General features: G+C 70.3%; 12 protein-coding genes and 1 riboswitch. Of the genes, 3 read left to right on the forward strand and 9 right to left on the reverse strand.

Annotation, left to right across the window (positions count from 1 at the left end; all coding sequences use genetic code 11):
- Window positions 1-135 precede the first annotated feature (135 nt).
- From HUT06_RS40240 to HUT06_RS40255, 4 genes are all read right to left on the reverse strand, one after another.
- Window positions 136-459 carry an Lsr2 family protein gene (locus HUT06_RS40240; RefSeq protein WP_067629101.1) on the reverse strand — a complete coding sequence of 108 codons (324 nt, stop codon included), beginning with the start codon at window positions 457-459 and terminating at the stop codon, window positions 136-138.
- Window positions 460-1,674: 1,215 nt separating this feature from the next.
- On the reverse strand, window positions 1,675-2,406 hold the full coding sequence (locus HUT06_RS40245; protein ID WP_176200491.1) for an RDD family protein: 732 nt from the start codon (window positions 2,404-2,406) through the stop codon (window positions 1,675-1,677).
- A gap of 7 nt (window positions 2,407-2,413) precedes the next feature.
- On the reverse strand, window positions 2,414-3,223 hold the full coding sequence (locus tag HUT06_RS40250; protein WP_176200492.1) for an RDD family protein: 810 nt from the start codon (window positions 3,221-3,223) through the stop codon (window positions 2,414-2,416).
- Window positions 3,220-3,756 (reverse strand): amino-acid N-acetyltransferase, encoded by a 537-nt coding sequence (locus tag HUT06_RS40255; RefSeq protein ID WP_176201923.1) that lies wholly within the window; start codon window positions 3,754-3,756, stop codon window positions 3,220-3,222. Before HUT06_RS40255 ends, HUT06_RS40250 begins: the two co-directional genes overlap by 4 nt.
- Before the next feature lie 264 nt (window positions 3,757-4,020).
- Window positions 4,021-4,227: riboswitch (cyclic di-AMP (ydaO/yuaA leader) on the forward strand.
- Window positions 4,228-4,230: 3 nt separating this feature from the next.
- Here HUT06_RS40255 and HUT06_RS40260 point away from each other — a divergent pair.
- On the forward strand, window positions 4,231-5,211 hold the full coding sequence (locus HUT06_RS40260; RefSeq protein ID WP_254715641.1) for an NlpC/P60 family protein: 981 nt from the start codon (window positions 4,231-4,233) through the stop codon (window positions 5,209-5,211).
- A 349-nt stretch (window positions 5,212-5,560) separates the two neighbouring features.
- Here the strand turns inward: HUT06_RS40260 and HUT06_RS40265 are convergent, their stop codons facing one another.
- Window positions 5,561-5,791, reverse strand: coding sequence for a LuxR C-terminal-related transcriptional regulator (locus HUT06_RS40265; RefSeq protein WP_021591725.1), 231 nt, complete (start codon window positions 5,789-5,791; stop codon window positions 5,561-5,563).
- Window positions 5,792-6,280: 489 nt separating this feature from the next.
- On the opposite strand from HUT06_RS40265, the gene HUT06_RS40270 reads away from it, so the two are divergent.
- Complete coding sequence (locus HUT06_RS40270; RefSeq protein ID WP_176200493.1) at window positions 6,281-7,303, forward strand: LacI family DNA-binding transcriptional regulator; 1,023 nt, start codon at window positions 6,281-6,283, stop codon at window positions 7,301-7,303.
- Between the two features lie 276 nt (window positions 7,304-7,579).
- Entirely contained in the window at window positions 7,580-8,839 is a 1,260-nt protein-coding gene (locus tag HUT06_RS40275; protein ID WP_176200494.1) for a cytochrome P450, read from the forward strand.
- On the opposite strand, the gene lysX is transcribed toward HUT06_RS40275, so the two are convergent.
- The 4 genes from lysX to HUT06_RS40295 form a co-directional block, all read right to left on the reverse strand.
- The gene (gene lysX / locus HUT06_RS40280; RefSeq protein ID WP_254715847.1) at window positions 8,826-10,280 is read right to left on the reverse strand and encodes a bifunctional lysylphosphatidylglycerol synthetase/lysine--tRNA ligase LysX; all 1,455 of its coding nucleotides are present in this window, start codon (window positions 10,278-10,280) and stop codon (window positions 8,826-8,828) included. The genes HUT06_RS40275 and lysX overlap by 14 nt on opposite strands.
- 85 nt (window positions 10,281-10,365) lie before the next feature.
- A complete protein-coding gene (locus HUT06_RS40285) occupies window positions 10,366-11,148 on the reverse strand; it encodes a type III pantothenate kinase (RefSeq protein ID WP_176200496.1) in 783 nt (260 codons plus the stop codon).
- 14 nt (window positions 11,149-11,162) lie between these two features.
- The gene (gene nadC, locus HUT06_RS40290; protein WP_176200497.1) at window positions 11,163-12,020 is read right to left on the reverse strand and encodes a carboxylating nicotinate-nucleotide diphosphorylase; all 858 of its coding nucleotides are present in this window, start codon (window positions 12,018-12,020) and stop codon (window positions 11,163-11,165) included.
- The gene (locus HUT06_RS40295; RefSeq protein ID WP_176200498.1) at window positions 12,017-13,903 is read right to left on the reverse strand and encodes an L-aspartate oxidase; all 1,887 of its coding nucleotides are present in this window, start codon (window positions 13,901-13,903) and stop codon (window positions 12,017-12,019) included. The genes nadC and HUT06_RS40295 overlap by 4 nt, the downstream gene beginning before the upstream one ends.
- Window positions 13,904-14,276: the final 373 nt, after the last annotated feature.

Here is a 14,276-nt window from a genome sequence, read left to right on the forward strand (position 1 = left end):
GAGTTCCGCCCGCGCCGCCTGTCTACCGCGCCGCGTCCGGACCGAACCCCTTTACGGCTACGCCACAAGCGAACGAACCCGCGCAAGCGAACGGCCCGCCTCGCTAACCGAGACGGGCCGCGGCGGACGAGCGCCTCAGTTGGCCGCCTCGTACTGCTCGATCACGTGGGCCGGGATGCGTCCGCGCTCATTGACCTTGATGCCATTGTTCTTGGCCCAGGCGCGGATCTCGGCGCTGCGTTCCCGGCTGGACGCGCCGCGTTGCCGGCGGCGGCGCGAGACCGTGCCCGCCTTGCGGGACTTCTCCACGAACGGCTGCAGCGATTCCCGCAGCTTCGTTGCGTTGGCGCCACTCAGGTCGATCTCGTAGGAGGCGCCGTCGATCGAGAACGCTACGGTCTCGTCCGCCTCGCCACCGTCGAGGTCGTCGACGAGAAGCACCTGAACCTTCTGTGCCATGGGGACAGACCTTTCAGCTGGAGCAAACTTCAATCGGTTGACAAAGATATACCGAGAACTCCGCGGATGACAATTCCAGCACTCCCGATGAACCGGCACTGCGACCGAAGTCTCCTTCCGCCGGTGACCGCGCGTAATCGTCCTCGTCGTTTCCGGAGCGCCGGCGGGACGCACGAGGACCGATGGCGGCCCGGCATCCGCTAATTTGCCGGGGCCGGGCGCGGGCCGGGGTTTTCGCGGCGTGACCAGTGTCACTGCGGACCGCGCTGACCTGGGCGGGCGCGCGCGCTTTGGCCCGGGTTTGCACGGCTCGGGGTTCCGGGTTTGCGGGAGCTCCGGCTTTCGGACGCGGGAGCCGCTCCGGACGAAAAGTCCCTGATCGGACCTTAACAGGCGGTGCACACCGGCACCGCCGCCAACGATTAACGCCGACCTAACCGCGCTAACCCGCCCGCCGGGCGCGAATCAGCGAGCGCCTCGCCGCCGGGCCGGACGATGGAGCCGCCGCGGACCAGGGACGACGCCGGACGCCCGCGAGAGAACGCCTGATGCCGCACTGAACCGCGTATGGGCGTGCAAGGGACCGGTATGCGAGCGGGTATGCGCGGGAGATCAGCCGGCAACGGAATGCACAGATCATCGCCCTGACCCGGGGATGTGGAGAGATAACCGGCTCGGCAGCCGGACCGAAAATCGGTTCCGGCGGCGCGGGCGCGGAAGTCGGCGGCCACGATCCCGGGTGAAGCGCGCCCGCACACGGTTCAGCCAGGGAAATCAGGAGATTGTGGCACAATCCGACCGCGCGATGCCTACTTCAACAACCGCTGGGCCGGGTTCCCCTGGGCGAACGCGGCCCCGTCCGCCCCACGGCGCGCATGAGCCCGGGAAAGTCCGTTCCGGGAGGGACCCTGCCCCATCCAGAGTAAGTCCAGTACCGCTATCAAGCGACGCCACAGGCGGTGCGGCAAGGGGCGGTGGAAGCGGCATTCAATCCGGAGGCGGCGTCCGGGACGAGACAGATCCCCGCCTGATTCAGGGCCGTAACCGGAACGAGCTGGGATTGACCCGGCCAAGCTCGGGCGTCCGAAACAGACCCGGCCATCTCTCCGTAAAAGCATGTAGAAGCCAACGATTACCCTCGTGCCGCGATGCATCTGGGCCGGGACGCCGGGGTTCAAGCCGTCGTGAGCGTGCCTGTACGCGCGTGAGTGGTCCTCAGAAGGCCCGAGAATCGGGCGCCCCGCGCTTTGCCACTAGCGTCCCCGCGAGCCTGTCATGGACGGTCTGGCGGCGCGTGCCCTCGAAGAGGACTCCGGCGTTCACGACCCAGAAGACGCTCGCGAGCACACCGAGCACGGGAATCGGCCGCATCGCGATCGGCAGCGAATAGACCGCCGCGCGGAGAACGGACTGCAGAACGCCGGGATGAGCACCGGCCTCCACCCGCTCAGCGGGGCCCTCAGCGGCCGTATCCGCGCCGGCGGCCTCTGGCGCGCCTCCAGGGACGGATTCAGGCGAGGGCGGGGCTGAGGCGTCCTTGGGCGCCTTCGCCTCTTCGGGCGGCATGGCGACGGGCACGAAGCCCGGTACGGACGCGGGGAGGAAGCTCGCTCCGCTGTTGGGCGCAGCCCCTGGCCCCCCCGCGCTCTCTCCGCCCTCCTGGCCCGCGCCGGCGGCCCTCTCGCCCGGTAGGGCGGATCGTTGGTCCGGCAAGGCGGTCACAACCTCTATGCCCGCGAAGCGCTTGCCGAGGGTCCGGCCCCAGAGGGCCAACTGGACCGCCTCGTACAGCAGCATGCACCCGGCCACGGCGGGTGGGGCGACGACGTCCACCAGGTGCCCGGACACCAGTTCGCGGACGACGACGATGACGGGCACACCGACGACAAGCGTGTCGACTACGCGCGCGAGCAGGCGCTGCCCCGGGTCGGCGAGGGAAACCGCCATCGCGGCCTTACTCCGCGTACTCGGTGTACTGGTCGCCGTACTCCTCGTACGTGCCCCGCTCATCGATGACCAGCGTGCCGGCGAAGCGGTCGTGCAGAGCCTGGTGCAGGGGCTGGTCCCAGATCGCCCACAGGTAGGCCATCAGACCGCCCACCCAGACCAGCGCCATCCCGTACGCGGCGTACTCCCACACCATCACCGCGAGGACGAGGAAGAAGAAGACACCTACCTGGTAGCCGACATGGACGATCCCAGCGCGCCAGACCGCCTGCGTCGTGCTCATCGGCTCGCCCGCCGGGCGGGCCTGCACGATGCCCAGGCCCATGACCCGCTTGCCCAGCGTCCGCCCCCACATGGACAGCTGGACGGCCTCGTAGAGGAACGGCAGCACCGACATGACGAAGAACAGGGTGAAGATGATGGGCCAGTTCCAGATGCCGCCCTCCTCCTTGTCGTTGCCGCCTTCACCGCCCAGGCCGAACGCGGCGACCGTCACGGGCAGGATCAGCGCGAACCCGAAGACGGCGACGAGCGCGTTGTCGATGACCCGCGCACCGGCCCGGCGGTGAATGGGGGCCAGTGCCATCTCGCTGCCCTGGGAACCGCCATAGGCGTCGTGGGAGTCGCCGTACTGGTCGTAGGACGGCTCGTAGGAGCGCCCCCAGTCCTGCTGGGGCTGCTGCCACTGCTGCTGCGGTTGCTGCTGGTGCTGTGGCTGCTGCTGCCACTGGGAACCTTGGTACGGGGGCGGGGGACCGTAGGAACCCTGGCCCTGCGGCGGTTGGTAACGCCGTCCGCGGCGGGGGGAATCGCTCATTTGGGGCAGTCCTCCAGGCGAAGCAACATCCGGGTGTTGCCCAACGTATTCGGCTTGACCCGGTCGAGGTCCAAGAACTCTGCCACGCCTTCGTCGTAAGAGCGGAGAAGCTCCTCGTACACCTCTGGCGACACCGGTGTCCCAAGGATCTGCTCGAAGCCGTGGCGCGCGAAGAAGTCCACCTCGAAGGTAAGGCAGAACACCCTTCGCACGCCGAGCTCACGCGCCGTCTCCAGCAGCCGGGCGACGATGCGGTGACCGATGCCGCGTCCGCCGTACCCCTTGGCCACCGCCACCGAGCGGACCTCGGCGAGGTCCTCCCACATGACGTGCAGGGCTCCGCAGGCCACGACGGGCCCAGGCGTCCCGTCCTGGACGTCCTCGGCGACCCAGAACTCCTGAACGTCCTCGTACAGCTTGACCGTCGACTTCTTGAGCAGGCGTCGCCCCGACCCGGCGTACAGATCGACCAGCCTGCGGATCTCTTGAACGTCGGCGGTACGGGCACGCCGGATCACAACCTCCACAAACAGGCGAGATTATCGAACACCGGACCTAGCCGAACGTCGGCGTCCACATACGCGCGGTGAGCACCCCTGAAGGATGACTAGATAAAAGCAACTAGATACGCCGCTCACCTCCACGAAAAGTGACCTGGAACACAGTGGCGAGAGGCGGCGGAGACCAGGCGGCGCCAGCGCGCCCCGCCCGCCTGACCTGCGACTTTGCAAGTTCTTGTTGGCATCCAATCCGCATTCCGTTAGTGTCCATCGCTGACATCGGCCACCCGCAGAACGGAGGCCGAACCGCCGAGTCCACGGGCCGCAGACCAGCGCCCCGGGGAGCCGGGGACCCACTTTCGGAGCGTTTCCGGGGATTTCCCCGAGGCGGCGGCCGTCAGGGGTGAATCCGCAGCACCGCGGCCTGGCCCGCGCACGCTCGCGGACGGGCTGCTCCGGCCCCAACCCGTCAGCTAACCCGGTAGGCGGTTGAGGAGAGGAGAACTCGTGCAGCACTCGCGGTCTGCTTCCCTTCGCCGCTTCCGCGGCCGCGCGGTCACCGTGGCCGGCGCGCTCATCGCACTGACGGCGGCGTCCAGCACCGTGGCCGTCGCACACGCCGATCCCGAGCCGTCCACCAAAGAGCTCCGCTCCCAGGCCTTCAAGCTCGCCGACCAGCTGGAGCAGCTCACCGAGCAGTACAACGGCCTGAAGGTGAAGCTCGCGCAGTCCAAGCGCGCCGCCGAGGTCGCCACCGAGAACGCCGAGCGGCAGGAGAAGTCGCTCCAGGCGATCCGGCAGAAGGTCGGCACCCTCGCCGCGACCAGCTACATGCAGGGCGGCTCCGACCCGACGGTCTCGTTCGTCGCCTCCCAGGACCCGCAGGCCGTCCTCGACCAGGCCGCCACCCTCAACTACTTCGCCAAGCGCGACAGCACCAAGGTGCTCGGGCTCATGCAGGCGATGCAGGCCGCCCAGCGCGCCCGCAAGTCCGCCGAATCGCGCGCCAAGCAGGTCAAGCAACTGCGGACCCAGCTCGACGCGCAGCGCAAGAAGGTCACCGACGCCTACGAGAAGGTCCGCGGCACGATCGTCAAGCGCGACCCGTCCCAGCTCGCGAAGCTCCCCGTCATCGGCACCGGCAAGGCCGCGCAGGCCCTGCGGTACGCGATGGGCAAGCTCGGCCGCCCGTACGTCTGGGGCGCCTCCGGGCCGAGCACCTTCGACTGCTCCGGCCTGACGATGTGGGCGTACAAGCAGGTGGGCATCAACCTGCCGCACTACACCGGCAGCCAGTGGAACGCCGGCACCCACGTGTCGCGCAACCAGCTCCAGCCGGGCGACCTCGTGTTCTTCTACTCCGACCTGCACCACATGGGGATGTACATCGGCGGCGGCAAGATGATCCACGCGCCGCACACCGGCGACGTCGTGAGGATCGCCTCCATGGGCGGACGGCCCTTCGCGGGCGGCGTCCGAGTCGCCTGACCCCGCTGACTGAGCCCGCCGACTGCCCCTGCCAACTGACCCTGCCAATTGACCCGGCCGACACTCCCGGCCCGATCGGACAGCACGCGAGAGCGTCAGCGTGCGCATGCCCGCGTGAGTGCGCGCATGCCTGCGTGTGCGCGGGTGCCTGCCGCGCGGAGGTGCGCATGGGTGGGGGATCCATGGGCGGAGCGGGGTTGAACGCCGTCCGCGGCGACGCCACCTGCAGGGACCTACCTGCCAGGGCGCCGGCGCCGCCGCTGCGGGGTCGGACGGAATTCGTTCGTTCGCCGCCTGGATCTCTGTGACGCTCGCCCGTCCCCTGGCGAGCGTCGGGGGGTGAAGCCGGCTAGATGAGCTGCCTCCGGGCCGCCCACACCACGGCCTCGATAGGGGTGTTGACCTCCAGCCGGTCGCAGATCGTCCGCAACCGGCGCCGCAAGGTCCGTGCGCTCAGCTCCAGCTTGCGTGCCGCCACATCGGCGGTGACACCGCTCGCGATCTGGGCGAGCAACCGGATCTCCTCCTCGCTCAGCCCGAAATCGTCGGTGCCACGACGTGCGAGTGTGGCTGTTTCCACTCCGTCCTCCCTCGTCCGTGGTGATGACCGCGGGGATGCAGCCGTCCGCTGCACAGGCACGGGTTGGGCCTCGATCTGTACGCGCGTTGGGTTGCCGGGTCCGGAGCCTCCGGACTTAGATCATCGGGTTCCTTTGCTGTCTCACGAGCTTGGCCGGAGGTGGCCGCCTGGCCGATTGCGGGGTCTTACGGGGGAACTCCGGGTGACGATTCACTCGTTGGTCGTCCGAGGGAGACGGGATGAGATCGCCAGCCATCCGCATCCGGCCCTCCTCGTCGGACTCGCCGCATCTTGCCGCTGAGCAAGATCGTGAATCGTTTCAAGCTACGCTTCGGCTCGGAACGCTAGGCGGCCGGATCCGGCCCGTCAAGCGCTGTCCAAATGCGGTATGCGTCCGGTCGGTGACAGTACGTAGTCGCATGATCGGCGACGTGCCGCGCAAAACTCCACTACCTGGGGAAACACTCCTGGGGCGGGACGAGGAGCGAGTTGCCACAGACCAGTATTCGTGAGGTCGCGAGGCGGGCTGGAGTCTCAGTTGGGACCGTTTCGAATGTCCTAAACCGGCCAGACCTCGTGGCCGAAGCTACCCGTGACCGCGTCCGCGCGGCGATCGAGGAGCTCGGATTCGTGCGGAACGAGTCCGCGCGCCGGCTCCGGCGGCGCCCCGAGCGCACCGCCGGCGAGTTCGGCGACCAGCCGCGCCGCGCCTTCGGCATCGTCGTCGAGGACCTCACCAACCCCTACGCCTCCGATGTCGCGCGCGGCGCCGAGGCCGCCCTCAACGAGGCGGGCCACGACGCCCTCTGGCTGTCCAGCGACCACTCGTCCGCCAAGGAGCGCCGCTCGCTGCAACTCCTGGAGGAGCAGCAGGCCGCCGGGGTCCTGATCATCCCGGTCGGGCGGCCCCCCGGCGACATCTCCCGGCTGCGCGCCGCCGGCATGAGCGTGGTGGTGATCGACCGCGACTCGGCCGACGCGTGCTCGGCGCGCGTCGACCACTTCGCGGGCGGCGAGATCGCCGCCGCGCGGCTGCTCGGCATCGGCCGCGAGCGCATCGTGTTCGTGACCGGCGTCCCGGAACCGCAGCCCTGCGTGGACCGCCGCGACGGCGCCGCCCGGACGCTCGTCGAGGCGGGTCTCGGCGAACCCGCCACGCTCGTCCAGGACGCCCTGAGCCCCACCGAGGGTCAGGCCGCCGCGCACGAGGTCCTGGCCATGTCCCCGCGGCCGGACGGCGTGTTCTGCGCCAACGACCTGCTGGCCATCGGCCTGATCAACGAGCTGACCCGGCTCGGCGTCCGCGTCCCGGACGACATCGCCGTCATCGGCTACGACGACATCGAGCTGGCCGCGAGCGCCGCCGTCCCGCTGACCACGATCCGGCAGCCGCGCCGCGAGCTCGGCTGGGAGGCCGCCGAACTGGCGCTGGCGGAGATCGGCGAAGGCAAGTCGCACCAGCACCGCCAGGTCGTCCAGCGTCCCGAACTGGTGATCCGCGAAAGCGCTTAACCGCTCCCGCACGACACGGACACGGGCCCGGGCAATGAGGCCCTGGGAGACCCGCCCCCCGCCCCCGCCCCCAAGAATCGACATCGAGGCGATTCGTCCGCCGACGAACTCGGCAAGCGCGACGGACTCGACAGAGCGACGGACTCGCCGGCCCGATGGAACCGCCACTCAGCATGGGGCAGAGCACGCGAAAGCGATCAACCGTGAACGAGCCCGGCGCGCGGGGCGCCTCGGGCCGCTATTGACATGCCGTCTGATTTCCGGGTGACTGGTGGGATGGAGGACAGGACAGCCCAGGTCGTGGAGGCCGAGGCCGCGGCGGTGCTCGGCTTCGACCCGGCGGATCCGGCGTTCCGGGCCGACCCTTACGCGCACTACCGGCGCCTCGCGTCCGGCGGGCGCCGCCTGCACCGCACCGAGGTCGGCCTTCGCGTGACCGCCTCCTACGACCTGTGCGAGCAGGTCCTGCGCGATCCGCGGTTCGGGCATCGGCCGGAGGGCGGCGGGCTGTGGCGCGAGTCGCGGGTCCGGAACCGGTCGTTCCTCACCCTGGACCCGCCCGACCACACCCGGCTCCGGCGGCTGGTGAGCAAGGCGTTCACCCCGCGGCTCGTCGAGCGGCTGCGGCCGCGGGTCGAGGCGCTGGTCGACGAGCTGCTGGACGGCGTGTCCGGCGACGTCGACCTGATCGCGACGCTCGCGTACCCGCTCCCCGTCATCGTGATCAGCGAGATGCTCGGCGTGCCCGCGCGGGACCGCGACCTGTTCAAGGGCTGGTCCGACAGCCTCGCCCGCGGCCTCGACCCCGACTTCCTGCTGCCGGAGGACGAGATCGCCCAGCGCGACACGGCCCGCGAGGAGTTCGCCGCGTACTTCCGGGAACTCGCCGCCGAGCGGCGCACTCGCCCGCAGGACGACCTCCTGAGCGCCCTTGTGAGCGTCTCCGACGGCGGAGACGTCCTTTCAGAGGAGGAACTCCTTGCCACGTGCGTACTGCTGCTCGTAGCGGGCCATGAGACGACCGTGAACCTCATAGGGAACGGCGCCCTGGCGCTGCTGCGCGATCCCGCGCAGCTGGAGTTGTTCAGGGCACGTCCTGAGAACGTCCAAGCGGCCGTGGAGGAACTCCTCCGTTACGACCCGCCCGTCCAGCTCACGCTTAGGGCAGCCCTAGAGGACGTCGAGCTGGACGGCTCACCCGTCGAACGCGGAAGGCTCGTCCTGCTGCTGACCGGTGCCGCCAACCGCGACCCGGCCGTTTTCGACGATCCCGACCGTCTCGACCTCACCCGCTACACCGAAGGACGGGACGCGCCACGTCACCTGTCGTTCGGGCATGGCATCCACTTCTGCCTGGGCGCGCCCCTGGCCCGGCTGGAGGGCCAGGTCGCGCTGAAGAAGCTCTTCGAGCGCGACGTGGCCCTCACCGGAGCCGACGGCCACACAGGCAGCGGCCATGCGGGCGACGGCCTCGTCTACCGGGACAACCTCGTCCTGCGAGGCCTGCGCGACCTGCCGGTCACTATTCGGGCTTGACCAGCGGGAACAGGATCGTGTCCCGGATCCCCTTGCCGGTGAACGCCATGATCATCCGGTCGATGCCGGCGCCCATCCCGCCCGTGGGCGGCATCGCGTACTCCAGGGCGCGCAGGAAGTCCTCGTCCAGCTGCATGGCCTCCGGGTCGCCGCCCGCGGCGAGCAGCGACTGCTCGGTCAGCCGGCGGCGCTGCTCGACCGGGTCGACCAGCTCGGAGTAGGCGGTGCCGAGCTCCGTCCCGAAGCCGATGAGGTCCCACTTCTCGGTGAGCAGCGGCTCCTGGCGGTGCTGGCGGGTCAGCGGGGACGTCTCGACCGGGTAGTCCATGACGAACGTGGGCTGGACGAGCGTGTGCTCGATCAGCTCCTCGAAGACCTCCTGGACGAGCTTGCCCTGCCCCCACTTGGGGTCCCACGTGATGCCGCGGGCGTCGGCGAGCTTGCGGACGTCCTCGATCGGCGTGTGCGGCGTGATCTCCTCGCCGAGCGCCTCGGACACCGACCCGTACAGCGTGATGCGCGGCCACTCGGGCAGCCCCAGGTCGATCTCCACCCCGTCATGGACGACCACCGTGGTGCCCAGGGCCGCGACGACGGCCTTCTGGTACATCCGCTGGGTCAGGTCGGCCATGTCGTTGTAGTCGAGGTACGTGCCGTAGGCCTCCAGCATCGTGAACTCGGGGTTGTGCGTGGAGTCCGCGCCCTCGTTCCGGAAGTTCCGGTTGATCTCGAAGACCTTCTCGATGCCGCCGACGACGAGCCGCTTCAGGTACAGCTCGATCGCGATGCGCAGGTAGAGGTCCATGTCGTAGGCGTTGATGTGCGTCTTGAACGGACGTGCCGCCGCGCCGCCGTGGATCGGCTGCAGCATGGGCGTCTCGACCTCGAGGTAGCCCTCCTCGTGCCAGAAGTCGCGCACCGCGCGCACGGTCGCGCTGCGGATCCGCGCCATCTGCCGGGCCTCGTCGTTGACGATGAGGTCGACGTAGCGCTGCCGGACCCGCGCCTCGGGGTCGGTCAGCCCAGCGTGCTTCTCTGGCAGGGGGCGCAGGCACTTCGACGTGATCGCGAACCGGTCGGCCATGACCGACAGCTCGCCGCGGCGGGACGTGATGACCTCGCCCTCGACGCCGATGTGGTCGCCGAGGTCGACCTCGCGCTTCCAGAAGTCGAGCTGCTCCTGACCGACGTTGGCCAGCGACAGCATGACCTGGAGGTCGCCGCCGCCGTCCCGGATGGTGGCGAAGCACAGCTTGCCGGTGTTGCGGACGAGCATGACGCGACCGGTGACGCCGACCTTCTCGCCCGTCTCGGTGCCCGGCTCCAGGTCCGGGTGTTTCGCCCGGATCTCGGCGATGGTCGCCGTGCGGGGGAAGGTCACCGGGTAGGGGTCGATCCCGCTCTCGCGGAGCCGGTCGAGCTTCTCCCGGCGCACGCGCATCTGCTCCGGGAGCTCGTCGAAGGTCTCGTCACTCACGTCCCAAGGCTATCCAGCCCGCCCGATGCGCCGCGAACGACTTCGTCCCCTACGGGGTGTTGCGCTCGTAGATGAGGCGGAGCCCGATGAGCGTCAGCCACGGCTCGAAGACGTCGATGCTGCGGGACTCCTCCAGCACGAGCGGCGCGAGCCCGCCGGTGGCGATCACGGTCACCTCCTCGGGGTCTTCGGCCAGCTCGTCCGACATGCGCTCGACGATGCCGTCCACCTGGCCGGCGAAGCCGAAGATTATCCCCGACTGCAGCGCCTCGACCGTGTTCTTCGCGATCACGTTGCGCGGCCGGACCAGCTCGATCTTGTGCAGCTGCGCACCGCGCGACGACAGCGCGTCTATCGAGATCTCGATGCCCGGGGCGATCGCGCCGCCGACGTACTCGCCCTTGGCGGACACGGCGTCGAACGTGGTCGCGGTGCCGAAGTCGACCACGATCGCGGGCCCGCCGTGCGTGTGGACGGCGGCCAGCGCGTTCACGATGCGGTCGGCGCCGACCTCCTTGGGGTTGTCCATGCGGACCGGGACGCCCGTCTTGACGCCCGGCTCCACGATCACCGCGGACACGTCGCCGTAGTAGCGGCGGCACATCTCCCGCATCTCGTGCAGGACGGACGGGACCGTGGAGCACAGCGCGATGCCGCTGATGTCGGTCTCCGCCAGCAGGGGGCTCTGCTGGACGAGGCCCTGCAGGACCACCGCGATCTCGTCGGCGGTGCGCCGCGGATCGGTGTTGATCCTCCAGTGCTCGATCACCTCGTCGCCCTCGAACAGGCCGAGGACGGTCTGGGTGTTACCGACGTCGATGGTGAGCAGCATCAGGTCCCCGCTGGTCAGGAAAAGTCAAGGCCGATGTCGAACACGCGCGCCGAGTGCGTCAGCGCGCCGACGGCAAGGTAGTCCACCCCGGTAACGGCGACGTCTCGGGCCCGCTCCAGGGTAAGGCCACCGCTGGCCTCAAGCTCCGCCCGCCCCGCCACAAGGCGCACCGCCTCGGCCATCTCAGCGTCGGTCATGTTATCGAGCAGGATGCTCGTCGCGCCCACCTCCAGCGCCTCCCGCACCTGCGCGAGGGTGTCGCACTCCACCTGGATGTGCAGGGACGGGTACACGGCACGGATCGCCTCGAAGGCCTTCGTGACGCTTCCGGCGGCCGCGATGTGGTTGTCCTTGATAAGCGCTGCGTCGTGCAAGCCCATCCTGTGGTTGACCCCGCCGCCGCAGTGCACGGCGTACTTCTGCAGTGCACGCAACCCCGGAAGGGTCTTACGGGTGTCGCGTACACGGGCCTTGGTGCCGTCCATGGCGTCCGCCCACCGCCGCGTCGCCGTCGCGATGCCGGACAGGTGCGTGAGCAGGTTCAGGGCCGTCCGCTCGGCCCTCAGCACCGCCCTGGTCTGCCCGCTGACCGAGATGAGGACCTGCCCCGGCACCACGCGGTCCCCGTCCTCGGCCTTCGCCTCGTAGGCGACGTCCAGCGCCTCGAAGACCGCGCAGGCCACCGGGACGCCGGCGACGACGCCGCTCTCCCGCGCCCTGAGGTCCCCTGCCGCGGTCTCGTCCGGCGCGAAGATCGGCATGCTGGTGACGTCGACCTCGCCGTCCTCGGCCAGCGCCGTCCGGACGAGGTTTTCCACAACCTGTGGATCGAGCCCGGCGGCGCTGAGGCGCTGCGAGAGTTCAGGTGTCATGAACGCTTTCCTTCCAGAGGTTCGTAGGTCGTCGTCAGGGCGTTCCCCGTCAGCCGCGTCACCAGATGCCCGCGCCACGCGCCGTCCGCCCGCTCGGGGAAGTCCTCCCGCCAGTGGCTCCCACGCGTCTCCTCCCGCCGCCGCGCCGCCAGCGCGATCGCCGACGCGACGGTGTACAGGTTGGTGACCTCCCATGCCGCCACCCCGGGCTCGGCGTCCCCGCCCGTGAGCCCGTCCAATTCCCGCACCGCCCGCTCCAACCCCGCGGCCCCGCGCAGCACTCCGACATGGGAGGTCATGATCCGCTGAATCTCCCCCCGAACCCCGGCCCCCACCAACCACCCGTCCCCCGAAGCCCCGCCGGCCTCAACGGGCTCAGCGCCCGCGGAGCCAGCAGCCATTGAGGCACCAGCGGACTCGGCCTCCGTGAACGCGGCACCCGCAGCCAAGGCGGGCTCGGTCGTTTCAGCCAGATCACTCCCAGACACACCGTCCACAGACGCCGCAACCGTGGCCCCAGGGGCCGCAGACACGGCGACCGCGGATTCGGCGGGGGCGGATTCGGCGGCCACATACCCGGCGGCCGCAACCGCAGACACGTCGGCCGTGGGTGCGGGTTCGGCGGGGGCGAGTGCGGCGGCGAGGTCGGTGTGCAGGGCGGTGGCTATTCGGGCGGCGAAGACGAGGCCTTCCAGGAGGGAATTGGAGGCCAGGCGGTTGGCGCCGTGGACGCCGGTGCAGGCGACCTCGCCGCAGGCGTAGAGGCCGGGGACGGTGGTGCGGCCGTGCAGGTCGGTGCGGACGCCGCCGCTGGCGTGGTGCGCGGCGGGGACGACGGGGATCGGCTCGGCGACGGGGTCGATGCCGTGGTGCCGGCACGCGGCCAGAATGGTCGGGAATCGCGACTCCCACATCGCGGCGCCGAAGTGGCGGGCGTCCAGGAACATGCAGGGCGCGCCGGTCTCGTGCATCCGGTTCATGATCCCCTTGGCGACGACGTCGCGCGGGGCGAGTTCGGCGAGTTCGTGCCGTCCGACCATGAAGCGTTCGCCGGCGTGGTCGACGAGGTGGGCGCCCTCGCCGCGGACGGCCTCGGAGATCAGCGGCTGCTGCCCGGTCGCGCCGCCGCCGAGCCACAGCACGGTCGGGTGGAACTGGACGAACTCCAGGTCGGCGACCTCGGCGCCGGCGCGCAGAGCCAGCGCGACACCGTCGCCGGTCGAGACCTCGGGGTTGGTGGTGGCGGAGAACACCTGGCCGAGCCCGCCGGTGGCGAGCACGACGGCGCGGGCACGGACGGCGCCGACGCCGTTAGGCTGGCCCTCGCCCATCACGTGGAGGGTGATCCCGGCGGCGCGTCCGGCGGCGTCCTTCAGCAGGTCAAGGACGAGCGCGTGCTCGATGACCTCGACGCCGGAGTCCTTGAGCTCGGCGAGGAGGGCGCGGCTGATCTCGGCGCCGGTCGCGTCGCCGCCCGCGTGCGCGATGCGGCGCCGGTGGTGGCCGCCCTCGCGGGTCAGCGCGATGCCGCCGCCGGCGGCCTCGTCGAAGACGGCGCCGAGGTCGATGAGCCCGCGGACGGCGTCCGGTCCCTCGGTGACGAGCGCCCGGACGGCGTCCTCGTCGCACAGCCCGACTCCGGCGGTCAGGGTGTCGGCGAGGTGGTCCTCCGGGCTGTCGTCGGGGGCGAGCGCGGCGGCGATCCCGCCCTGCGCCCAGCGGGTCGACCCGGCGTCCAGGAGGGCCTTGGTGACGAGCAGCACCCGCCCGTGCGGGCGGCAGCGCAGTGCGGTGACCAGGCCGGCGATGCCGGAGCCGACGACGACGACGTCGGCCTCGGCGGTCCAGCCGGGCGCGGGGGCGTGGAGAACGGAAGGGATCATGAGCCCTCCTCCGTGATCGGTTCTCGTCATTATGACCCTAACCCCGGAGAACCCGAACGCCCGCCCCCCACATTCCCGCCAAAACCCCCCTGCAGCCCGCACCCCCCCTCACACCCAGCCACCCGCGCACGACAGCCCAGCCCCGCACAACGGCCCGGCCCGCATAACAGACCGGCCGGTCCCGCATGCCAACTCGGCCCCACACCACAGATCAGCCCTGCACCACAGGCCAGCCCTGCACCACAGGTCGGCCCTGCACCACTGGTCGGCCGCGCACGGCAGGTTGACCCCGCTCCACGGGTCGGCCCGCACCGCAGATCGGCCCCGCACGGCCAGTCAGCCCGGCACGACCGTTCGGCCCCCATGGCAGGCC

Source organism: Actinomadura sp. NAK00032 (assembly GCF_013364275.1).
In the GTDB taxonomy this organism is placed as follows: domain Bacteria; phylum Actinomycetota; class Actinomycetes; order Streptosporangiales; family Streptosporangiaceae; genus Spirillospora.

Excerpts from the sequence above, each read along its gene's own strand:
- HUT06_RS40240 (WP_067629101.1), bottom strand. The coding sequence starts at position 459 with ATGGCACAGAAGGTTCAGGTGCTTCTCGTCGACGACCTCGACGGTGGC.
- HUT06_RS40245 (WP_176200491.1), bottom strand. The coding sequence starts at position 2,406 with ATGGCGGTTTCCCTCGCCGACCCGGGGCAGCGCCTGCTCGCGCGCGTA.
- HUT06_RS40250 (WP_176200492.1), bottom strand. The coding sequence starts at position 3,223 with ATGAGCGATTCCCCCCGCCGCGGACGGCGTTACCAACCGCCGCAGGGC.
- HUT06_RS40275 (WP_176200494.1), top strand. The coding sequence starts at position 7,580 with ATGGAGGACAGGACAGCCCAGGTCGTGGAGGCCGAGGCCGCGGCGGTG.
- lysX (WP_254715847.1), bottom strand. The coding sequence starts at position 10,280 with ATGCGCGTGCGCCGGGAGAAGCTCGACCGGCTCCGCGAGAGCGGGATC.
- HUT06_RS40285 (WP_176200496.1), bottom strand. The coding sequence starts at position 11,148 with ATGCTGCTCACCATCGACGTCGGTAACACCCAGACCGTCCTCGGCCTG.
- nadC (WP_176200497.1), bottom strand. The coding sequence starts at position 12,020 with ATGACACCTGAACTCTCGCAGCGCCTCAGCGCCGCCGGGCTCGATCCA.
- HUT06_RS40295 (WP_176200498.1), bottom strand. The coding sequence starts at position 13,903 with ATGATCCCTTCCGTTCTCCACGCCCCCGCGCCCGGCTGGACCGCCGAG.